Genomic DNA, 20,123 nt, shown 5'->3' with positions numbered 1-20,123 from the left:
ACCCCGAGTATGGGTACGTCACCCCACTCGAAACGAGAACCTTGCTCAGGCAAGGGCCCGGGTGGGGAACGTCAAGGCGCTGGCCGCGGAGGTGGCGGGCGCAACACCGGGCTCGCCGCGTTTCAGCTCTGCGCGGCGGCGGGGGTGACTCTCGGGGACCTGGTGGCGGCGAAGGCCCGCGACGAGGCGCTGGCCGTGTTGCGGGGGGCGCCGGTCGCGATCGATGTCATCTGCATCGACCGGGCGGGCACGATCGTTGCCGCAGCACGATCCGCCACCGACTTCGCCGGCGTGGTGTCGTAGCTCCCGGTCGCCGCCCCGACCAGGGGCCGGTCGGACCTGGTGGGGCAACGGGGAGCCGGGCACGTACCGCAGCAGTGCGGTACATGCCCGGAGGTCGGTTACGGTACGAGAACTATGGAGTTGATCGGCGTCATGTTGTACGGGGCGTATTCACCGGTCGCACGGGATACGGTCGAACAGTTGCCACCGTTGTACTCGTAGCAGACCTTGAAGCCCGCGCCACCGGTCTGGCTGTTGACGATCACGCGATCGCCGGTGACGTTCGACAGATTGTGGGCGCGATAGCTGTAGAAGATGTTCCTGCTCAGGATGCTGCCGTTCGTCTCACGGATGCAGACTGCTCCGGACGGGCAGGGAGTTGCCGCACTGGCGCTGGGCGCCATGACGAGCCCGCCTCCTACAGCCAGGGCCAGTGCTGCGATGGTCGTCGCGATCTTGCGCATGTCTACTTCCCCCTAGTCGTGGCACCCGCTACAGGGCGCGCCACAAGAGTCCCCAGGATGCACCTGTGCCGCCAACGAAACATTCGGCCATTCTCATCCTTCGTATCAATTCACGTGATACGCGGGCCCGGCCACCATGCCGCGACTCCGCACGGCCCGTAGCCGTCCACGAGTCACGGTGGTCCACTGAACGTCGTGTCCCTTACGGACGAGCAGCGGGGAACCCTGACAGAGGCTGCGTACATGGATCAGCAAACGTGCCGGTCCCGTTCCGGCGAGTACAGGTGGCTGTCCCGGAACTCCCGCGCACCAAGCATTCGGCCGACCATGATCACAGCCGTGCGCAGCGCACCCGCCTCCCTTCACCCGCTCGGCGATCTCACCCAGCCTGCCCCGGATGATCAGTTCCTCGGGCCGGGACGCGTACGCGACGACCGCCGCGGGGCAGGCCGCGCCGCAGTGCGGGAGGAACTCCTCGACGACACGGCTCACGTACCGCGCGGCGAGGTGCAGCACGATCAGCGCACCACTGCGGCCGAGCGTGGCGAGATCCTCGCCCTCCGGCATGGCCATGGCCTGCTGCGCGACCGCCGTGAGGATGACGGTCTGCCCGACCGTCGGCACAGTCAGCGAGTCGACGCAGGTCCGCAGTCAGCCGGTAGTGGCCCGAGGGGAGGTGGTACGCGGCCGATCCAGCGGCGTGGCCGAGGAAGCGTACGCCGTCCACCCGTGCCAGCCGGATGTGTCCCTCGCGCACTGTGTCCGCCGAAACCGTCGGCAGACACAGTGAAGGAGGAGGCCCTGATCAAACAGTTCCCGTTGGCCATAGCGGGTCCCGGAGACGTGGCTCGCGAGCGCGAGGTGAGCTCACGCCTTGAACACCGAGCCGTTCTCCACCACATAGTGCGAACGTTCTTCGCCTGAGCTCAGGAACCGCCAGTCTTCCCACTCTGGGCGCCCTGCCGGGAACACCTCCAAGAACATGCCGGAGGAGAGCATCAGCTGAAGGTCGAACTCGTCGCCGATGCGCACGTGGTCGACGACGGGAGCATCTGCCGCGATGAGCTGCGTGACGGTTTCGACGCGGTCGTCGAACCGGCTCGTCCCGATGTCGCCCCCAGCCTCGAATCCAGCTCCGGCCCGCGCGCCCGGAACATAGAGATCACCCTCCTGGACCATCGCAGAGACGCCGTTGAGCAGCCGCCATCGGCACTGCAAGTGCAGCGACATCTCCGGGCGGACGGTGTGCTCGCCATGGTGGTCCACCCATGACACGTCGTCACCGAACGTGAGCCAGACAAGCGTCGCGGCCCGGCCGATGGCCGTGAACGGCTGTCCCTCCAGCTCGCGCAACGCGGCGCGAGTGGCCTCAAGACCGGTCACAGTGAGTCTCACCCCTCCCCCAGCGCCGACGAACCCGAGTGCCGGCCGAAGGGCGGCATCGGAATCACAGGATACGGAGGCAAGGTCGGGGACCTGGGGAATTACGTGACCACGGCACAGGGGGAACTTCGTGACCGTCCACACCGCCCGCCCACCCGGCGGTGACGGGCGGGCCGGCGGTGACGGGCACGTCGTCAGAAGCGTGGAGCACGGTACCCCGTCGCCGTCAGGATGAACTGGGCGTAGGAGTCGGCGTTCATCAGGGCGCGCTGTCCCATGGCGTACCAGTTCGGCTGGCGGTTGGAGCCGTCGTTCGCGCCGCTGTACGTGGAGGGGTCCCGAAGGGCGCGCTTGCCGAGCATGTCCCCCTCGCGCGCCGCCGCCGACTCGGGCACGAGGGTGGCCAGTTCGGCGTTGCGGTCCTCCTCCTCCATCTCCATGTCGCGCGCGCTGTACTGGTAGTCGAGCGTGCCCGCGAACCGGTGGGTCGCCTCGTGGATGATGTACCAGGCGTTCTGGCCCTCGTCGGTGAGGTTGATCGGTCCGCTCCGGCCCGCGTCCATGGTCGGAAGGTCTTCGCTCTTCTGCTGGTTGGGGTTGAACACGCGGTTGTACAGGTCGGTCGCGCTGGGGGCGACCCAGCCCGCGACCCCGGGCGGGGCTCCGCCGTCGCCCACCAGGGCGATCTCCGCGCCCTCGGCGTTCAGGCCGGCCTGGATGCGCCGTACGACCTCGATGATCCGCGGCAGGAAGGTGGCGATCTGCGCGGGCGTCGCGGCCCGGAACGCGGGGAAGCCCGACTGGAGGCCGGTCAGCAGTTGGCCCCCGGGGGCGTTTCCGGCTCCGGCCAGCAGGGCGAGCACCGTCGAGATGGCCTGCTTTGCCTCGACCAGGGCCTTGCGGGTCTGTGTCTCGCGCTGCGGGTACTTGTGGTCCGGGATGGAACCGTTCTTCGAGAACTTCGCGTTCGCGCTGCTGTGCACCTGCCGGGTCGCGTCGTCGTAGATGTCGCCGTGCCGCGGTGTGCTCCGGCCATGGATGCCCAGCTGGGTGGCGGTGCGGATCTCGTCCCGGTTGCCCTGGTTGCGCCAGCGGGTCTCCTGGCCGGCACGGGGGTCGTTGAAGCTGGCGGCCTGGTCGTACTCCCAGACCACGCGCTGTACCGCCGTACCGCCGTGGAGTTCGGTGTGCGGCCCCTCGGCCGTACTGGCGGCCGGAGCCCGCTGGGCGACGGCCGACGGCGCGGTAGCCGCTCCCGCCGCGAAGGCGGCGCCGTCGGCGGCGGCCGCGCGCTCCGAGTCCTGCCCGGGGTCGGTCACCGTGACGCCGGCGCCGTTGTCGTTGCCGGTCTCGCGGATACCCCGGAGGTTCTTGTCGAGGTGGCTGGTCTCGTGGGCGAGGGTCTCGGTGTCACCGACGGCCGAGGCGCCGAGGAAGATGTGGCTGCCGATCGTGACGGCCTGCGCGCCTAGCGCAGCGGTGGCGCGCTGGGCGGTCGCATTGTCGTGGACGCGGCCCGCGGAGAGAGCGTCGTTGCCGTAGAAGGCCTTCGCTTTGGTGAGGAACGCGCCCGGCAGCGGGCTGCTCGGCGTCGCCATCGCGGCGTCGATGAGGCTGCGATGGTCCGTCAGGACCGTCTCCCCCGCGGCCTCCTGCGCCTGCTGGTGCTGGTGCTCCGAGGTCTCCCGGCGCTGGACGGCCGGGTCCGCGTGCTCGCATCCCGGACCGTGCTGGTGCCGCTCCTGCTCGACCATGCGGGCCACCGCGGCGTTCCCCGCGGTCCGCTGGAGGTCCAGCATGCGCTGAACCATCGGGTTCGGCCCGCTCACGCGGTGCGAGGCAGTGTCTCGCTCGTCCGACGACCGGTTCCTCTTTCCCCGCGCGTGCATGACCTTCCCTCCGACACCCCGTACGACTGACCATTCACCTCTACCGGAGAGCAAGCGCCGCCCACAGGGCCAGGAGGGCAGTACTCGGGGCAGAGGTGAGGGGGGCGTGCGGAACCGCCGGAGATGGCGGGGCGGCGTCTCGGCCGGAGGTGTACGCCCTGGATCACTGGGATGGCACTTCCCCTACAGGTGATGTACGGCAAGTACCAGCTGGTTTCCACATGAAGTTCGGTGTGCAGCTTGGCCGGGATAACACCGTTGACCATCCAGGGCCGTCGCAGAGGGGTGGAAGCCACCTCGCGCAGAACTCATGGTGCGAGGCGTCGATGGCGATGACCCAGCCGTGCGGCCGGCGCCCGAGGCGCTCGTAGCTGCGGCATGGTCAGTGCGAGTCGCTGCCGGGGTGGCGCGGGCCGCAGTCGGCGGCGTCCGTCCACAGCGGCAGGACCGCCGAAGTAGCCGTCTCCTGAGTGGAGGAAGGGGGGCGGCGGTCACTGCTGCAGCTCCTCTTACCCGTCAGCCTCTGACTCTCCGAGGCGACACTTCAGCACAACCGCGTCCTGTTCCTGTGCGTCCTACTCCTGAGCGCCGGTAGCCGGCTACCCCAGGGGATCGGGACGTGAGTCATGCGGAAGTACGCGATCGTCCAGTACATCACGCGGTTCTTCTGGCCCCCGCGTGGTGCAAGACGGCAGCCGCCCCGTTCGTCCGGCAATTGGTGGGGCTCTGGCTGTTCGCGCTTGCCTTCGCGGCCGCGCTCACCGCGATCGGCTGGGACGCGGAGTTCGGCATGGCACTGCTGCTCATCTTCTACGGCGACATCATCGACGGGGTGCGGTACCGCTGGACGGCCATACTGGCCGCGCTGACAGTCCTGTCGGGTGCCAGTCGGCTCACAGAAGCCGTCCTGCCCGGCTCCTTCGACGATGCCTGGGCGCAGAGCGTCGGCTCCGCTGTCGGTGTCACGCTCGGGTTGGCAGTGAGCGCCGCGATCACACGGCTTCCGGAACGCCGACCACATCGGCCCGCCGGGAAACACGACTCCGGGGTCAGCGGTCAAGACTCTCCATTGAGGGAGAGGGGCCGCCGACCTCGGTGACAACAAGCCCGTCTTTGTGACACCTCGCAGTCTGAACCGTTCCGGGTTCCGTAGAGAGCTCAAATATTGGGTGTGACCTGGGGTTTCGTGGTGCTGAGGTAGTGGTTTGCTTCGTACTCGACGGGCGGGATGTGCCCTATCTCACCGTGCAGTCGACTGTGGTTGTACCAGTCGACCCACTCGGCGGTGGCGAGCTCGACCTGGGAGAGCGTTCGCCACGGCCGCTGAGGCTTGATCAACTCGGTTTTGTAGAGCCCGATCGTCGATTCCATCAGGGCGTTGTCCAGGGCGTCCCCGACCGAGCCGATGCTCGCCGCGATGCCGGCGGCATCCAGATGGTCGGCCAGCTTGAACGACGTGTACTGCGACCCGGCGTCCGAGTGATGTATCAACTCGCCTCGAATGTGGGGGCGTTGGTCGCGGTCGCGTTGCCACAAGGCCATCTCCAGCGCGTCCAGGACGAGCCGGGTCTCCTTCGTGGTGGCGGCCGACCAGCCGACGATGCGGCGCGAGAAGGTGTCCACGACGTGGGCGACATAGACGACGCCGGTCCAGGTCGCCACGTGGGTGAAGTCTGCGACCCAGCAGCGGTTCGGTGCGTCGGCGACGAAGTCGCGGTCGACCAGGTCCGGTGCCCTGGGTGCGATGGGGTCGGGGATCGTGGTGATCACCTTCTTGCCGCGGACGGCGCCGGTGATGCCGAGTTCGCGCATGAGGCGTTCGACGGTGCAGCGGGCCACGAAATGGCCTTGTCGGTTCAGGTGGCGCCAGATCTTTCTGGCACCGTAGACACGGTAGTTGGTGTCGTACGCCTCCTCGATCAGGGGCTTCAGTTCGGTGTCGCGGACGGTGCGGGCCGCGGGGGCGTCCTGGCGTTTGCGGTGTGCGTAGTAGGTGGAGGGGGCGATCTTGCAGTCGTGGTCGGTGAGGACCCGGCAGATCGGCTCGACGCCGCCGAAGCGGCCCTTGTGCTCGTCGATGAACGCTACGAGCGTGTGTGTGGCCGGTCGAGCTCGGCCGCGAAGAAAGACGCTGCTGCCTTGAGGATGTCGTTCGCCCTCTTCAGCTCAGCGTTCTCCTTCTTCAGCCGCTTCAGTTCCGCCGACTCATCCGTCGTCGTGCCCGGCCGGGTGCCGGCGTCGATCTGGTCCTGCCGCACCCACTTACGCAGCGTCTCGGTCGTGCCGATGCCGAGTTTCGACGCGACGGCCTTCATCGCGGACCACTCGGTGTCGTACTCCGGCCGCACCTCGGCGACCATGCGGACAGCTCGTTTGCGCAGCTCAAGCGGGTACTGGGAAGGGCGTGCCATGACTCGATCCTCTCAAATGATCGAGTCCCTACCGAACCCGGAACGGTTCAGTCGGAGAGGACCGCCAGCGGGTACAGGCCCGGAGCTTGGCCATGTTGAGTATCTGGCCGTGCATGTTGACTTGGGCCTTGAGGAGGCCTCGCGCCTGCGGATGCCATGGACGAAGGAGTGCATGGGCGCGCACGGGCTGGTTTTGGCAGGGGGCGTCACCTGGGGTGTACCCGTGAGGCGGGTGTCGACGCCGATGACGCCCGGGTGATCATTGCGCTGTACGTACAGGCGCAGCAGGCTGTGGCCCAGGAGCAGGAACCCGATCACCCGTGAAGCCGCAGTCGACCTCCGCCGCCCCTGGGAGAAGCCTGCCGAGCCCTCCCGGCTCACCTCGGCCCGCGTCCGCCGAGGATTCAGACACATCCGCCCTCACCTGCACCGCCCGGCCCGTGCGCCCAAACCGTCAACACCCTTCCCAAGACGCACACTTGGCTCCAGGAACCGGCGGCCCGCCACCCGCTATGACGTAGGCAAAACGACCAGGTGGCCCGAGAACATCGCTGAACGTAATCAGCTCAAAGCTCTCAAGCCAACCTGCGCGAGGCCGAGCTGACGTCGCAGTACTTGACACCTGCCGAAGCCGCGTCACTCCGCAGCGAATACGTCGGATGCGTCATGTGACTACGCCGAAGCCCAGGCTTGTGGCTTCGTGCGCGGCTTGCCGAATGGCTCTGATGGTGTATTCGGAACGTCTGCGCCGCAACCAGGCGAGGGCGGATGCGGAGGGGATGAGGTCGACCACGTCGACGTATCTGATGCCCGGGCGTGGAAAGTATTCACGGGCGGCCGCCGGGAGAAAGCACATCGCTTCTCCGGCGGCCACTGTGTGCAGCAGCGATTCCATGTCGGTGACTACCGGCCCATAGTGAACGCGGCTGCCGTCGGGGCGGGGGTCGACCGCCCAGAAGTCCCACCACATCCGCGGAACTTGCCGAGGCATGTCGACCACCGGGACGCCGGCGAGCTGAGCCAGGGTGAGTCGGGGCAGGATCGCCAAGGGATGGTCGGCGGAGAGGCAGGCCACGCGCGGCTCGGTGGCCAGGTGGTGCAGTTCGATGTCGTCCGTCACTGGAGGGCGGAGGAAGACCACGTCGGCCTCTTGCTGTGCCAGCGCGGCCATGTGATCACCGAAGCCGAGGTTGACCAGTTGCACGGTTGTCCCGGGGTGACGGTCTTGCAGCCGGCTGAGTACGGCGCGGGTGTGCGCCATAGCTGCCTCGGCTCCCATGGTTCCCACGACGAGCCGTCCGGAGACCTGCCGCATCTGTGCGTCGGCGACGCGCCGCAGCCGGTCCACAGCCTCAACCGCCGCTCGTGCTTCGGGGAGCAGTGCCTGCCCTGCCTCGGTCAGAGTGATCGTCCGGCTCGTGCGCTCCACCACGCGCACACCCAAGCGTTTCTCCAGCTCTCTGATCTGCTGACTCAGTGCGTTGTGGCTAACCGGATTTCGTTCGAGGTGTGCGGCGCGGGTGATCATCTGGACGGAGGTTCGGGTGCGGTCGCGGGCATGAGAGAACGGGCCCCTTGGTAGTGACGCGGTTACGACACCAGCACGACCAAGGAAGCCCGTTGCCCGATCAGTTGAGCAGCATCTCTGTGCCTGCGTCCACCGCGGTCACCCCTGGGTGTGACTGCTACGTGCACCGGTTCGGTTCGCTCGCTCCGGGACGGCGGGCAGCCTGCTATCCCAGTGACATGACGGATGCGGAGTGGGCCGAGGTCCGCGCCGCGATGCCGGTGCCGGCCTGGCTCCTGAAGCGGGGCGGGCGCCCCGAGGCGTACTGCCACCGGACAATGCTCGACGCGGTGCGCTACCTGGTCGACAACGGCGTGAAGTGGACGGCTCTGCCGGTCGATTTTCCGTACTGGCGGGCGGTCTACGACTTCTTCCGCCGCTGGCGGGCCTACGACTATGCGCGTGAGCTGTACGAACGCCTGCGACGTTCGGCGAGGGAACGCTCAGGCCGCAACGCCGAGCCCAGTGCCGGGATCATCGACAGTCAGTCGGTGGACGCCTCCGAGACCGTCGGCGAGGACAGTCGCGGATACGACGGCGGCAAGTCACGTGACGGCCGCAAGCGTCACATCCTGACCGACACCGAGGGTCTGCTCCTGGAAGTGACCGTGACCACGGCCGATGTGCACGACTCCAAGGCCGCCCCCGCACTGCTGGAGACGTTCATGCAGCAGCCGGGACGGCTGCTGCAACTGGTGTGGGTCGACAGTGCCTACCAGGGTCCGGCGCTGGCGAGGGCGTTCGCCCGTCACGGAGTCCGGACCGAGGTCGTGCGCCGCTGCGACGGGCAACGCGGATTTGTCGTACTGGCCCGCAGGTGGGTCGTGGAGCGGACGCTGAGCTGGCTGGCCCGCTCACGCCGCCTCAACCGCGACCACGAACGCCGCCCCGACCACCACGCCCAGATGGTGTGGTGGGCCGCCGTGATCAGACTGTCCCGGCGCCTGGCCGCAGACGCTCCGCGCTGGCCGGAGAAGCGTCCCGGCCGACTGCCCCGGGCGCGGGCATGAACCGTCCGTCGTTCGCCCGCACCAGCCAGCCCCGCTTCTCCAGCACGTAGGCACGGTGCCGGATCTTCTCCACCTCGTTCTTGATCTCCGCTTCCCGGCCCACCGCCCGCGTCAGTTCCACCCCGTTCACCGGCCCCGAAGCGGCCACCATCGCGGCGAACACCTCCCGATACAGGCCGCTGAGCACCTCCTCGCCCATGCCCGACCGCCACACCGGCGGCCGCTCACCATGCCCCACGCCGGAGCCGCTCGACCCCAGGGCAGCAGCCATCTCGCCACCAGACGGCACCAGAACCGGCGTATTCACCGGGCTCTCCCCAGCCAGCACCGACACAAGTTCCTCACGCCCCACCCGGGCCCGCTCGACCCGCTCCCGCGCGGCATCCACCTCCGCCTGAGCCTGCTCCAGGACCTCCGTCCAGGACTCCAGATCCTGCCTCGCCCGCGCCTCACGCTGTTCCATCAACCTCAGCACCGACGGCATCGCACCCTCCTCGATCCACAACAAGCCGTCCGCTGCCTGCCCCTACCCCGCCGCGATCATGCCCCGCACACGACGAAGCCCCTGCTCACCGAACAGGGACTCCCTTTGCCACAACGCACTCAGTGCCGGCTGCGTGATGAATAGGCGCGCGGCAGCACGTCCGAAATGGAGTTCCTCGCTCAGCGTGAGATAGAGCCGAAGCTGATGAATGCTCGGCTCCTTCGATATGGACGCCCCCACGGAGAAGACCTTTCCGCTACCCAACCTGCTGCCATAATGCACACGTTATCAATCACCAGACATCATGTTCCCCTGGTTCGCTGACATCCCTGTGTCGGACATGTGATGGTCAACGGGCCGTCACTTGATCAGTCTGACGGCCACACCCTGGAAACAGCGCTCTGTCATCAAGTCGGCGGCGGTTGCCGAAGCAACACCGGTTCCCCGTGATCAGAGGAGGAGGCAGTGCGCAAGGCCGTACTCGGCTTGTTTGTGGCAGTGGCGGCTGTGCTCGCGGTAGCACCGCTCGCCGGCGCCAACCAGACCCAGACCGTCGCCTGCTGCGGTAGGCCACCTGGCCAGCCGTAAAGGGCCTTCGCCAGCGGAAGAGAGGACCGAGGACATGAGAAGGCCTGTCACCACTGTGATCAGTCTGCTCGGCATAGCCGCCGTCACGGCGGTGTCGTCGCCGTACGCGTCCGCCGCCCAGGCCACGGACGTCAGCGTCCTGGGCATCGGGCGCGCCACGTCGGTGCGTATCACGAGCGACATGAAGCCCATCCCGGGAACCGACGCTCCCAACACCGGGCTCGCCCGTCCCGGCGACAACATCGCCGCCATATGCTTCATTCCAGACAACAATCGCGTGCAGTGGGTGCTCACCCTCAACCGGAACGGGCGCGCCGGCCAGCAGTACGCCAACACCACGGGATTCATCCGCAAGGACAACCTGACCCTCGACAGCGGGACGTTGATGGTCAACTGCGACTTCGTCGCGGAGACGTACCTGACCCATACCGCGGCCGGCATCGTGCAGGCCGACATGAAGCCGATCCCGGGAACCGACGCCCCCAACACCGGACTCGCCCGGGCGGGCGATACGCTGCGCGTCTACTGCACTCTCACGGACAGCAACAACCAGCCCTGGCGACTCCTGATCAACACCAACGGGCATGCCGGCGGGCAGTACGCGAACACGGTCGGTTTCCTGCCGCTCAGCGCCTTGGAGGCACAGTCCTACAGTCCGCACTGCGGCGCCACCTGACCACTCACCTCCGTGCCTCCGGGGCGCCGGGGCCGGCGCCGATGGTCGGCGGAGCGGTTGACCACGTCCACGAACGGCTGGCGATCCTCGCCAGCCGAAGACACGGGCTGTGGGGTCGCAACCGGACCACCGTTCACCTACGGGTGGTTCACCCAGCTCCGGCCCTACCCCTCACCGGACCCCCACGCAGCTGTGGGTGATGGCGCTGCTCACGGGTCTGGCCAGCCAATGGGTTTTCCATGACTTTCGTAGCCGGTGATCGCTGGGTTTGGCGGAGCGTCAGCTGAGCAGGATGCGCCGGCGGAGGAGCGGGAAGCCGGCCCGGCTGGGCGAGTTGACCGGGCCGTCCGAGCACAGCACCGCGTCGGTGAGCTCGAAGAGCGCATCCGCCCTGCTGTAGAGGCAGTCGTAGAACTGGACACGAAAGTGGGACAGCACGCCCAATGCGGCGTCAGCGGACTGTTCAGCGGCGAGACTCTTCACCAGCGGCCGTTCCTTCACGCGACGTTGCTCGACACCTCGAAGCGTGAAGAACGGCGGCCCTGCTGTCCTGGAAACGAACCAAGATCAGCGGGTCAGGTGAACGGCCGAGGTTAAACACCAAGCTGCGAAGCTGTGCCTGAGCCCTGCATGACAATTTGGGGATGGCCCTTTGGTGCAGGTCGGCGGCTGCGTCCTGGTCCTGCGCGGCGAAGAATTGCGCAAGCACCGTGACATGCCGTTCGACACGATCTCCGAGCGCCTCGGCTGTCTCCCGCAACCGAGCCTGATCTAGTGAATTACCTGCGAAATTAGCTAGGTTGCCGTCACCTGACTTGACGTTTACAAGGGAGCGGCAGCCATGAGTCGACAGCAGAAGACCTTCCGGGCTATCGAGGTCGGCGACGGAAGCGACGGGAGATGGGCCGGCCATACACAGGCACTGTGGCCGCTCGCGGAGGGATGGATGACCGAGGAGAGCCGGACCTTGGAGGGAGCGGGCCGTGCTCGGAAACTGTTCGAGGCGCACATGCCGGAGCTGGTTCCCGTCCTCGACCGCCTCGCCGGTCAGCTCGACCGGCCCGAAGGGGAAACCTTCCTCACCCTTGCGGCGCTGCGACCGTTCTTCTCGGGCTGTACCCAGATCGGCGGCAGTGGCACCCTGCTGCGCAACTACGACTTCAGCCCCGACGAGTGTGAGGGCACCATTGTCTCCTCCCGCTTTCTCCGGCCGGTGATCGGAATGCAGGATGCCGCCTGGGGCTTGCTGGACGGGATGAACGACGCCGGGCTCGCTGTGTCACTCACCTTCGGTGGGCGATTCGTCCATGGCCCCGGCTTCGCCATTCTTATCGTCCTGCGCTACCTGTTGGAGACGTGTAACACCGTTGACGAGGCTGTCGGCAGGCTGCGGTCCATACCGATCGCGATCCCGCAGAATGTCACCCTTGTCGACTCCGAGCAGGCAGTGACGGTGTTCGTGGGACCGGACATGTCAATGACTGGGGCAGCGGATGCCTGCGCTGCCAACCACCAGCACTTGCCCGTGCCTGACGAGCAGGAGCAGTTCTCCCGGACCCAAGAGCGGCTGAGGGCTGTTCGTGCAGCGGGTACGGACGTGGCGGCGATGCTGAAGCCGCCGCTGTACCAATCCGCGTACGACGAGGGATTGGGAACGGTCTACACCGCCCGTTACCGGCCGTCCGAGGGCCGTGTGACCTACTACTGGCCGGACGAGTCCTGGGAACAGTCCTTCGACGGTTTCGCTCCGGGATCCCGGACCGTGACCATCGGCCGAGCAGGCTGAGAGGTGGGCCGCCCGCCTCCCCCGTCACCGCGATCGACGACCCCGCGCTGCCCGAGGTCCTGGGCCGAACTGGCGGCAGCGCGGGCGGTCTAGATGCACGCCGACACCGTCAACCGCGAACTGTCCATCGCACGCAAGGCGATCGGCTGGTGGCAGCGACAGGGCTGGATCGTCGGCGCCCCGACGATCAGCATCGAGCGATGAACAGACCACCGCGCCATCAGCGTCGCAGGAGGCTGACTACTCTCCAGCTCTGGCGAGGGGGCAAGATCATCTCCATGACCGCTGAACGAAGATTCGCCGACGCCGAAACCCTGGCCCCGGTGATGCGGGAGGTCTTCGGCACAGACCGCCGCATCACCGCCGTCGACCGCCTGCTCAACGGCACGAAGAAGGGCGTCTACCGCATTACGTTGGACGACACCACGAGCACGATCGTCTATGTATGGAACGCCGACGAGGACTACTGGGACGGGCTGCTTCCCGGCGGTCACGACGACCCGTCGAACCCGTTCGCTCACGCCTCCGGCATCGAGTTCTTCCAGGGAGCAACTCGTCGTCTGGAAGCGGTCGGAGCTCGTTCACCGGGGCTGTTGCTCGCCGACCGCAGCCGGACTCTGTACCCGGCCGACATCGCCGTCGCGGAGGACGTCCGAGGCGGAACACTGGAGACGCTGCTGGAACATGATCCGGACGCCGGCCGACGAACGCTCGCACAGCTCTCAGACATGCTGCAGCGCATGCACGCCTACCGTGCGCCGGCGTTCGGGCGGGTGGCGTGGATCGATGGTGGAGGCGCCCCGCCGGACATGACCTGCGAGCAGGCCTACCTGGAGCGCTCGCTGATGCACATTGCCACTGCCGTGCCCCGTGACGTTCGCGCGGCCGAAGGCGAGGCGATGCTGAAGGAGAAGCTCCGCACCCTGCATGCCGCACTCGAACCGCGCGCAGAGCTGGGCGTGGTCCACGGCGAGCTCTGCGCGGAACACACCCTCGTCGGGCCGGACGGGGAGCCCGTGCTCATCGACATCGAGGGCCTGATGTACACCGACATCGAAGTGGACCACTGCTGGATGCGGATGCGTTTCGGCCCGCACTACGAGGCATTGCGCAACCCGGACCTCGATCCGCGGCGCGTCAGGTACTACCAGTACGTCATGCACCTGGACCTGGTCGGCGGCCCGCTTCGCATCGCCGAGGGCGACTTCCCGAACCGAAAGTGGATGCTCGACGTCGCAGACTTCCATCTGCAAAAGGCACTCACCTACGAGACGTGACCCCGCCGTAGGTCTTCGGCCTAGGACCCTGCCGTGTGGTCCGAAGGTCCTGTTCCGGCACCGCTGGGGCTTCTGTGGGTGATGTGCAGTGGGCAGGGAGCCTGCGGCTCGCGCTGGAGGTGGGTGCGGAGCTGATGAGGCGTGTCCTCGCCGAGAATTCCGGGCGGGCGTTCGTCGTCGAGTGGTGCTGGGCGCGAGAGCGGGGCGTGTCAGCGGCAGAGACTGTCCAGGTCGTCGGAGAAGGTCGGGAACTCGGCCTGTGCCTCGGTGATGATGTCCCGGGCGGGTCGGCGTGCCGTGGTGGCGTGGCGCTCGGCGAGTTCGGTCAGTGCCGGGTTCGGTCGCGCTTCGCGCTGCTCGTACTCGACGACCTCCATCGGGCCGAGGCCGTCGGCCAGCAGCCACAGGAAGTCGGACAGGTTTACGGCCACGACGCCACGCTCGCCCTCCGAGCCCATGAACACCACGGGCTGTTCGGCGAGAGGCCGGCCCGGGCGCACACGCCACAGGGCGACGAGGCCGCCGGTGCCGTCCTGTCCGAAGACCCGGTAGGCGTCGCCGTCCAGTTCGTGGTTGCCGGTCCAGTTGCGGATCCAGTCGGTGGTCTCCTCGGCGGAGTCGAAGGCGTCGTAGGGCTCGAAGTCCACGCCCTCGCCGTTGTCATAGTCAAACTCCACCTGGGCGACGGCGGCCAGGGCGGGCAGGAAACGGCGGTCGTCGCCGGTCGTCTCGATCATGTCCGCAGGCTAGCCGCCGTCACTGACAACGGCCCTGGCCGACGGCTGTGTCCGAGGTGAGCACGGTGTCCTTGGCGAACCGCTTGCGGCCCGAAGCCGGCCAGGTGTCAGCTCCGTGCGGAGCGTGCGGTATGTGTGGGCCGCCCGGCTGCCGCGTGCCAGACCAGGGCCGCACAGATGAAGCCCGTCGCCGCGGAGGTCAGGGACCTGGTGAGGGTGTCGTCCCGGGCGCCGGAGACAAGGGCGATGGCCATGGCCAGTGTCAGGGTGATGGCGGGCAGCGCACGGGGGCTGCGTGTGGCGTCCGGTGGCAGCAGCCAGGTGGCGAGGCCGTACCAGGCGCAGGCCAGCAGTGTGGCTCCCAGCACCTCGCTGGGCCGGTGGCCGCCCATGGTCGCGCTGGCGGCGGCGATGCAGGCCAGCCACAGCACACCGGTCGTGGCGACGTAGGGGCGGATGCGGGGGGAAACCACGAGGGCGGCGGCGAGAGTCAGCGCGGCCGGGATGACGGTGTGCCCGCTGGGGAAACCCTGGTCGAGGAGGTTCTCGGGGGCACCCACCAGGTCCGGGCGGGGCAGGGTCGATTTGAGGAGCTCCTTGCCTCCGGTCGCGAGAATGACGACGCCGAGCGCCGCGCATCCCTGCCGCCAGCACCGTCGCAGCAGGGTGAGGACCACGATGACGGCCAGGCCCACCATCAGGGTGGGCTTGGCGCTGAGTTCCATCGGCGGCAGGGGCGTCGAGCCGTAGTCCGCTCCCGAGAGGGGGTAGATCCATGCTTGTTCGCTGCCCTGTTCACCGAGACGGAACAGGGCGTTCTCGGCTCGTTGCCCCCACGGGGTGCAGATGGCCAGCAGGTAGAGCGTCACGAACCCCAGGGTGTACAGCAGAGCCGGTATCCACGGCCGTTCCCTACCCGACCGGCTGGGAGTGTCGGGGGCGTCGGGGGTCTGCCTCGGGGCCCTGGGGCTGTGCGCGGGCAGGGTCGGATATTCGTGCTGGGTCATCGTGGTGTTTCTTCCGTCGAGGGAGAGGTGGGGTCGCGCACGTCTTGCGGCACGACGTGGGCCCGCCGGACTCGGCCGGCCCGATCGGGGGTCCGCTCCTATTCGGCGAGTGCCTGCCGCTGTTGGCGGTGGGCGGTGATCGCCAGGGCGGGCAGGGGCGCGATCAGGAGGATGAGGACGACCAGGTCCGGAAAGGACTGCATGAACGCGTCCGGACGGTCGACGATCGCCTGCGTGCGGACGACCGCGACCGCCGCGACGGGGATCAGCCAGCGGTGGTCACCGGTGGCGGCCGTCGCCGCCCACGCGCCGAGCAGCGCGGCGGCTTCGAGGACGAACAGACCGCGCTGGAACGTAGGGCTGACGGAGATGATGTGCAGGCCCCCGGCCACGGCCATGGCGAGCACGACAGGGACCAGCCAGCGGTAGGAGCGGCGTCGCAGACGGCGGGGACGGCAGAGCGCCAGCACGGCGCACGCCGCGCACAGCACCCCCGACAGCACCAGGTCACGGGCCGTCAGCGGGGCACCCAGACCGTAGTAGCTCAAGCCCGCCTTGCCCTCGTCCCCGAAGACGGTGCGGCCGTTGAACGTGGCGCCGGCCCAGATCATGGCTGCGGCGGCCGGCAGCGCGATCCACGCTCTGCCGCGCAGCAGAGCGATCAGGCAGCCCAGCGGGAGCAGCCCGTAGGGCAGCAGCCGTGTCCGCGTGGGGCCTGCGGCCCACGGGTACCAGCCGGAGAAGTGGAAGGCGATGGCGTGCTGTCCGGGGTCGATGCGCAGGGCCCAGTGCCACACGTCCTGCAGGTACGGGACCAGCGCCAGCGCGGCGAGGGCCAGGGCGGCCAGGTGGATGCCGTCCAGCCACCAGGGGCGGGCGGTGTCGTCGACGACGGCACGGGCACGGGCCTGTACTCCGGCTCGGGCGAGGGCGGCAATCTCCCGTGGCGGGGGCCAGGAACGGCCGGGGTAGGCCTCGGCGAGGCAGGCCAGTACCTCTTCTCCCTGCCGGGAGCGGTAGGAGTCAGGATAGACCGCGAGCAGGAGACGGTTCATGCCGGGGCTGCTCCGGCATCCCGCGAGCGTTTGATGACGACGGCCGCCGCCTGCTGCATCCGCAGCGCCTCCCTGCCGAGCGCCTCGCTGCCGTCCTCGGTGAGCCGGTAGTAGCGCCGCGCCCGCCCGTCCACGACTTCCTCATGGCCGGCGGCCACCCACCCGGCCCGCTCCATCCGCTCCAGCGCGCCGTAGAGGGTGCCGACAGCGATCCGCAACCGCCCCTCGGTGGCCCGCTCTGCCGCCTTGATGATGCCGTAACCGTGCAACGGGCCGTCCATGAGTGCGGCGAGGATGAAGTACTGCGGTTCCGTCAGAGGCGGATTCTGTCTGGTCATACACCCAGCATATATCGAGCTACGAAATATATCTGCCGGTGTTGGGTGATCGGTGGCTGCGCCTCCACGCCCGGAGAAGGCAACGAGCGGCCCGCACGGTGTCAGCGGGCCCCGCCCCGTCCCGGCGGCACGGGCGGCGTGGCAGCGGCCTCCTCCTCGGCACCCCGCGGCGGTGACGGATCCTCACCGCGGCCCGGTCCGGGCCGAGTGGAACGTCATTCCTGCCGGGTGGCGCCGGAACCGTCTCACCTCCGTCGCATCTTCCCGGTCCCGGGACCCGGCTCTGTCCGCCGGACCGGCCGGGGAATCGCGGCCTGGCCAGGGGAAAGCCCTACGGGGCCACATCAAGCCCCAGAAGAGCGGACCAGATTGCCGTCACTTCTGCACCGATCAGGCCGGCCGGCAAACAGGGCTCGGGGGGATCAGCCGGGTGCAGCGCGAAAGAGCACCCCAGAGCACCCCTCCACACCACCGTCACGGTGTCGGGGGCAACGACGTGGCAGCCAGGGCCCGTAGCGCTGCGACCGGCTTGCGCAATCCGTAGGCGACCGCCGTCGACGTTCCGTCGCCATGGCTCCAGGTCAGCAGTGCGCGTCCGTCGGCCACGCCGCCCTGTACCGTGGTCGGTTCGCCGGGGAGCGGCAGACGGCCGACGATCTTGACGGTGAGACCGGCGACCTCGGTCCAGAAGTAGTCGGCCTGCGCGGATCCCGGCAGCGGAAGACCGAGTACCGAAGCCGCCGCGGTCCTGGCCTGGGCGACGGCGTTGGACCAGAAGGGCGCACGCCGGTCGGGGCGTGTGCCGTCGCCGCGGAGGTAGGTGACGTCACCGGCGGCGAACACGCCGGGCGCGGTGGTGGCACAGGCATCGTCGATGCCGACGCCGAGGCGGCCGGCGAGGCCCGTCCCTTCCAGCCAGCCGACGCACGGTACTTCACCGGCGCAGGTGACCACCAGGTCAGCGGTGAGCCGGGTGCCGTCCGGGAGTGCCACGCCGCTCACGGGGTCGCCGGTCAGGGTGGCGAAGCCGGTCGCCTGGACGAAGCGGATGCCGTGTGCTGCGGCGCGTGCGGTGATCTCGGCGGACAGGTAGTCACCGAGGATGCGCTGAAGCGGGCGGTCGGTGTCCACGACGGTCACCGGGATGCCGCGGGCGGCGCAGGCGCTGGCCACCTCCATGCCGAGGAAGCCGGCGCCGATCACGATCGCCGACTCGGCGTCCGCCAGCCGGGCGCGGAGCAGGCGGGCGTCCTTCAGAGTGCGCAGGACGAGTTCGCCGCGCTGTCCGGGGGCGGCGAGTCGGCGGGCGTCCGCACCGGTGGCGATGATCAGCGCGTCGTAGGCGATCCGGCGGCCGTCGGCGGTTGTGACGGTGCGCCGGCGGGTGTCGGCGGCGACGGCGGGCGAGCGGATGACGTCGGCGTCGAGGCCGTCGAGGGTCAGGCCCAGGGTCTGGTCCGCGGACGGGTCTTTCAGGACGGCCTTGGACAGGGGCGGGCGGGAGTACGCGCCCTGCTCCTCGGCACCGATGAGGGTGAGCGGTCCGGTGTGGCCGAGGGTGCGCAGGTGGCGGGCGGCGGTGGTGCCGGCGAGGGACTCGCCGACGATGAGCACCGAGCGCGGAGCGGTCACGGCAGGACTCGCAGGGCGGCGACCGGGCAGGCGTTGACGGCCGCGCGGGCGGCGGGCCGGTGCTCGTCGGGGACCTCGGTGCCCTCGAAGCGGTAGGTCAGTTCGGCGTCGTCGTCCAGACCGAAGACGTCGGGGGCCTGGTCGGCGCACAGGCCGTGGCCTTCGCAGCGCGGGTGGTCGACGGAGATCTTCATGATGCTGTCCTCAGCTGTCCTCGAACGGGCGAGCGGCGGGTTCAGGCGGGGATGAGTTCGAGCGGCAGGCGCCCGAGGCGGTGGATGACGTTGTTCAGGGCCCACTCGGGCGGCCCGGTCACCTCGATGCGGTCGACGCGTTCGATCAGGGCGCGCAGGATCGCGGAGGTCTCCATGCGCGCCAGGCCCTGCCCGGCGCAGCCGTGGGTGCCCTGCCCGAAGCCGAGCTGGCGGGCGGCGTCACGGCGGATGTCGAAGGTGTCCGGGTCGTCCCACTCCAGCGGGTCGCGGTTGGCGGAGCCGTAGAGGACCAGCACCCGGGAGCCCTTACGGAGAGGGATGCCGGCGACTTCCGTGTCACGGGCGGCGGTCCGGGAGAAGGCCCGGATCGGGGATTCGTAGCGGACGACCTCGTTGACCGCTTTCGGGGCGAGGTCCGGGTCCGCCTTCAGCAGGCGCCACTGCTCGGGGTGAACGGCGAACAGATACAAGGCACTTGAGATGGCGCTGATGGTGGTGTCCAGGGAGGGCGCCAGGTAGTCGATCATCATCGTGGCGCACTCCGCGGGCATGATCCGGCCCTCGTCGGCGGCGAGCAGCAGGTCGTGGCCCATGCTGCCGTCCAGTACGGACCGGTCGCGCACGACGGCGCGCGCGTAGCGCAGCATGCCGAGGGACGCGGGAAGCGTGCGCGCCGCCTGGCAGTTGAGCGGGCCCAGGGCGTCGAAGGTGGCGCCGGCCCAGCGCAGCAGGTGTTCACGGCCCTGGCGGGGCCAGCCGACCAGGTCGGGGACGACGGACATCGGCAGCGCCGTGGCGATCTCCACGGCATCGACCGTCCGGCGGGCCACGGCGTCCTCGACGACGGCGGCAGCCTGCTGGTCGACGGTGTCCTTCATGGTGCGCAGCGCCCGGGGAGTAAGGCGGTGCCCGAGCAGAGAGCGGCGGCGAGCGTGGTCCTCGCCGTCGCTGAACAGCGTGGTGCCCTGACCCACACGGTTGGCGACCGGGTTGAGGGCGACGCCATGGGAGGAGATGAAGGTGTCGTCGTCCAGCAGTACTTGCTTGCACTCGGCGTAGCGCGGCAGCGCGTGGACGTTGTGCTTGCTCAGGTGGACCACGGGGCCGAGTGCGCGCAGCGCGGCGTAGTGCGGATAGGTGTCGCGGATGGCCGAGGCCGCATACAGATCGGGGTGGTAGACGGGGATCTCTGTACGCATGGGCATGAGGAGCCCTCCTGAAGGAGCTGTGAGGGAGCGGAGACAGGGCGGTGCGCGTGGGAGCGGCGGCAGGACGGTGGGCGTGGAAGCAGAGGCAGGACGGTGGACGTGGGGGCGGGCGGG

Annotated in this window: 19 protein-coding genes and 4 pseudogenes; 7 read left to right on the top strand and 16 right to left on the bottom strand. The window is 68.7% G+C overall.

The window, feature by feature from the left end; translation table 11 throughout:
* Positions 1-70: 70 nt before the first annotated feature.
* Positions 71-303: pseudogene (locus tag SCAB_RS47190) on the top strand (cobalt-precorrin-5B (C(1))-methyltransferase); the annotation flags it as partial.
* 98 nt (positions 304-401) lie between these two features.
* On the opposite strand, the gene SCAB_RS43465 reads toward SCAB_RS47190, so the two are convergent.
* The 4 genes and pseudogenes from SCAB_RS43465 to SCAB_RS46115 form a co-directional block, all read right to left on the bottom strand.
* Positions 402-746 (bottom strand): hypothetical protein, encoded by a 345-nt coding sequence (locus tag SCAB_RS43465; protein ID WP_013006452.1) that lies wholly within the window; start codon positions 744-746, stop codon positions 402-404.
* Positions 747-994: 248 nt separating this feature from the next.
* Positions 995-1,376 (bottom strand): annotated as a pseudogene (locus SCAB_RS43460) (precorrin-4 C(11)-methyltransferase); the annotation flags it as partial.
* Between the two features lie 237 nt (positions 1,377-1,613).
* The gene (locus tag SCAB_RS43455) at positions 1,614-2,129 is read right to left on the bottom strand and encodes a hypothetical protein (protein ID WP_013006450.1); all 516 of its coding nucleotides are present in this window, start codon (positions 2,127-2,129) and stop codon (positions 1,614-1,616) included.
* A gap of 194 nt (positions 2,130-2,323) precedes the next feature.
* Positions 2,324-3,928, bottom strand: coding sequence for an eCIS core domain-containing protein (locus SCAB_RS46115; RefSeq protein ID WP_013006449.1), 1,605 nt, complete (start codon positions 3,926-3,928; stop codon positions 2,324-2,326).
* 808 nt (positions 3,929-4,736) lie between these two features.
* Here SCAB_RS46115 and SCAB_RS43445 point away from each other — a divergent pair.
* A complete protein-coding gene (locus SCAB_RS43445; protein WP_013006448.1) occupies positions 4,737-5,117 on the top strand; it encodes a hypothetical protein in 381 nt (126 codons plus the stop codon).
* A gap of 59 nt (positions 5,118-5,176) precedes the next feature.
* Here SCAB_RS43445 and SCAB_RS43440 read toward each other — a convergent pair.
* A protein-coding gene (locus SCAB_RS43440; protein WP_408054978.1) for an IS3 family transposase occupies positions 5,177-6,429 on the bottom strand; the annotation gives its coding sequence in 2 pieces (ribosomal slippage) (positions 5,177-6,156 and positions 6,156-6,429; 1,254 coding nt in all).
* Positions 6,430-6,742: 313 nt separating this feature from the next.
* Between SCAB_RS43440 and SCAB_RS48905 the strand changes: the two are divergent.
* Positions 6,743-7,033, top strand: a pseudogene (locus SCAB_RS48905) (NF041680 family putative transposase); the annotation flags it as partial.
* A gap of 60 nt (positions 7,034-7,093) precedes the next feature.
* On the opposite strand, the gene SCAB_RS43430 reads toward SCAB_RS48905, so the two are convergent.
* Positions 7,094-7,957, bottom strand: a complete 864-nt coding sequence (locus tag SCAB_RS43430) for a LysR family transcriptional regulator (RefSeq protein ID WP_013006445.1) — start codon at positions 7,955-7,957, stop codon at positions 7,094-7,096.
* A gap of 218 nt (positions 7,958-8,175) precedes the next feature.
* Here SCAB_RS43430 and SCAB_RS43425 point away from each other — a divergent pair, with 218 nt between their 5' ends.
* Positions 8,176-9,006, top strand: coding sequence for an IS5 family transposase (locus tag SCAB_RS43425; RefSeq protein WP_046773309.1), 831 nt, complete (start codon positions 8,176-8,178; stop codon positions 9,004-9,006).
* Here the strand turns inward: SCAB_RS43425 and SCAB_RS43420 are convergent.
* Entirely contained in the window at positions 8,924-9,490 is a 567-nt protein-coding gene (locus SCAB_RS43420) for a BAR domain-containing protein (protein ID WP_041668749.1), read from the bottom strand. The genes SCAB_RS43425 and SCAB_RS43420 overlap by 83 nt on opposite strands.
* Positions 9,491-9,607: 117 nt before the next feature.
* Positions 9,608-9,730 (bottom strand): annotated as a pseudogene (locus tag SCAB_RS46800) (LysR family transcriptional regulator); the annotation flags it as partial.
* Between the two features lie 382 nt (positions 9,731-10,112).
* On the opposite strand from SCAB_RS46800, the gene SCAB_RS43410 reads away from it, so the two are divergent.
* Positions 10,113-10,754 carry a hypothetical protein gene (locus SCAB_RS43410; protein WP_013006444.1) on the top strand — a complete coding sequence of 214 codons (642 nt, stop codon included), beginning with the start codon at positions 10,113-10,115 and terminating at the stop codon, positions 10,752-10,754.
* Between the two features lie 279 nt (positions 10,755-11,033).
* On the opposite strand, the gene SCAB_RS43405 is transcribed toward SCAB_RS43410, so the two are convergent.
* Positions 11,034-11,237: a hypothetical protein gene (locus SCAB_RS43405; RefSeq protein ID WP_041670230.1), complete on the bottom strand. Its 204-nt coding sequence runs from the start codon at positions 11,235-11,237 to the stop codon at positions 11,034-11,036.
* 358 nt (positions 11,238-11,595) lie between these two features.
* Between SCAB_RS43405 and SCAB_RS43400 the strand changes: the two genes are divergently transcribed.
* Both SCAB_RS43400 and SCAB_RS43390 read left to right on the top strand, forming a co-directional pair.
* Positions 11,596-12,540 carry a C45 family autoproteolytic acyltransferase/hydolase gene (locus SCAB_RS43400; protein WP_013006441.1) on the top strand — a complete coding sequence of 315 codons (945 nt, stop codon included), beginning with the start codon at positions 11,596-11,598 and terminating at the stop codon, positions 12,538-12,540.
* Positions 12,541-12,818: 278 nt separating this feature from the next.
* A complete protein-coding gene (locus SCAB_RS43390) occupies positions 12,819-13,817 on the top strand; it encodes a phosphotransferase (RefSeq protein ID WP_013006440.1) in 999 nt (332 codons plus the stop codon).
* 209 nt (positions 13,818-14,026) lie between these two features.
* On the opposite strand, the gene SCAB_RS43385 is transcribed toward SCAB_RS43390, so the two are convergent.
* The 7 genes from SCAB_RS43385 to SCAB_RS43355 all read right to left on the bottom strand — a co-directional run bounded on the left by SCAB_RS43385 (position 14,027) and on the right by SCAB_RS43355 (position 20,006).
* Positions 14,027-14,554, bottom strand: a complete 528-nt coding sequence (locus SCAB_RS43385) for a hypothetical protein (RefSeq protein ID WP_013006439.1) — start codon at positions 14,552-14,554, stop codon at positions 14,027-14,029.
* A 107-nt stretch (positions 14,555-14,661) separates the two neighbouring features.
* Positions 14,662-15,561, bottom strand: coding sequence for a phosphatase PAP2 family protein (locus tag SCAB_RS43380; RefSeq protein WP_013006438.1), 900 nt, complete (start codon positions 15,559-15,561; stop codon positions 14,662-14,664).
* Positions 15,562-15,659: 98 nt separating this feature from the next.
* A complete protein-coding gene (locus SCAB_RS43375; protein ID WP_013006437.1) occupies positions 15,660-16,616 on the bottom strand; it encodes a hypothetical protein in 957 nt (318 codons plus the stop codon).
* Entirely contained in the window at positions 16,613-16,954 is a 342-nt protein-coding gene (locus SCAB_RS43370) for a PadR family transcriptional regulator (protein WP_013006436.1), read from the bottom strand. The genes SCAB_RS43375 and SCAB_RS43370 overlap by 4 nt, the downstream gene beginning before the upstream one ends.
* 474 nt (positions 16,955-17,428) lie before the next feature.
* Positions 17,429-18,586 carry an NAD(P)/FAD-dependent oxidoreductase gene (locus tag SCAB_RS43365; RefSeq protein WP_013006435.1) on the bottom strand — a complete coding sequence of 386 codons (1,158 nt, stop codon included), beginning with the start codon at positions 18,584-18,586 and terminating at the stop codon, positions 17,429-17,431.
* On the bottom strand, positions 18,583-18,780 hold the full coding sequence (locus SCAB_RS43360) for a ferredoxin (RefSeq protein ID WP_013006434.1): 198 nt from the start codon (positions 18,778-18,780) through the stop codon (positions 18,583-18,585). The genes SCAB_RS43365 and SCAB_RS43360 overlap by 4 nt, the downstream gene beginning before the upstream one ends.
* Before the next feature lie 41 nt (positions 18,781-18,821).
* Entirely contained in the window at positions 18,822-20,006 is a 1,185-nt protein-coding gene (locus SCAB_RS43355) for a cytochrome P450 (protein ID WP_013006433.1), read from the bottom strand.
* Between the last annotated feature and the right edge of the window lie 117 nt (positions 20,007-20,123).

This window comes from Streptomyces scabiei 87.22 (assembly GCF_000091305.1).
GTDB lineage: Bacteria > Actinomycetota > Actinomycetes > Streptomycetales > Streptomycetaceae > Streptomyces > Streptomyces scabiei.
The sequence above is the reverse complement of the archived record's forward strand: the minus strand, read 5'-3'. Positions and strand labels throughout refer to the sequence as shown.

Coding starts and splice junctions, on each gene's coding strand:
- SCAB_RS43380 (WP_013006438.1), bottom strand. CDS start 15,561: ATGACCCAGCACGAATATCCGACCCTGCCCGCGCACAGCCCCAGGGCC.
- SCAB_RS43410 (WP_013006444.1), top strand. CDS start 10,113: ATGAGAAGGCCTGTCACCACTGTGATCAGTCTGCTCGGCATAGCCGCC.
- SCAB_RS43420 (WP_041668749.1), bottom strand. CDS start 9,490: ATGCCGTCGGTGCTGAGGTTGATGGAACAGCGTGAGGCGCGGGCGAGG.
- SCAB_RS46115 (WP_013006449.1), bottom strand. CDS start 3,928: ATGCTGGACCTCCAGCGGACCGCGGGGAACGCCGCGGTGGCCCGCATG.
- SCAB_RS43400 (WP_013006441.1), top strand. CDS start 11,596: ATGAGTCGACAGCAGAAGACCTTCCGGGCTATCGAGGTCGGCGACGGA.
- SCAB_RS43390 (WP_013006440.1), top strand. CDS start 12,819: ATGACCGCTGAACGAAGATTCGCCGACGCCGAAACCCTGGCCCCGGTG.
- SCAB_RS43375 (WP_013006437.1), bottom strand. CDS start 16,616: ATGAACCGTCTCCTGCTCGCGGTCTATCCTGACTCCTACCGCTCCCGG.
- SCAB_RS43465 (WP_013006452.1), bottom strand. CDS start 746: ATGCGCAAGATCGCGACGACCATCGCAGCACTGGCCCTGGCTGTAGGA.
- SCAB_RS43370 (WP_013006436.1), bottom strand. CDS start 16,954: ATGACCAGACAGAATCCGCCTCTGACGGAACCGCAGTACTTCATCCTC.
- SCAB_RS43385 (WP_013006439.1), bottom strand. CDS start 14,554: ATGATCGAGACGACCGGCGACGACCGCCGTTTCCTGCCCGCCCTGGCC.
- SCAB_RS43360 (WP_013006434.1), bottom strand. CDS start 18,780: ATGAAGATCTCCGTCGACCACCCGCGCTGCGAAGGCCACGGCCTGTGC.
- SCAB_RS43430 (WP_013006445.1), bottom strand. CDS start 7,957: ATGATCACCCGCGCCGCACACCTCGAACGAAATCCGGTTAGCCACAAC.
- SCAB_RS43425 (WP_046773309.1), top strand. CDS start 8,176: ATGACGGATGCGGAGTGGGCCGAGGTCCGCGCCGCGATGCCGGTGCCG.
- SCAB_RS43355 (WP_013006433.1), bottom strand. CDS start 20,006: ATGCCCATGCGTACAGAGATCCCCGTCTACCACCCCGATCTGTATGCG.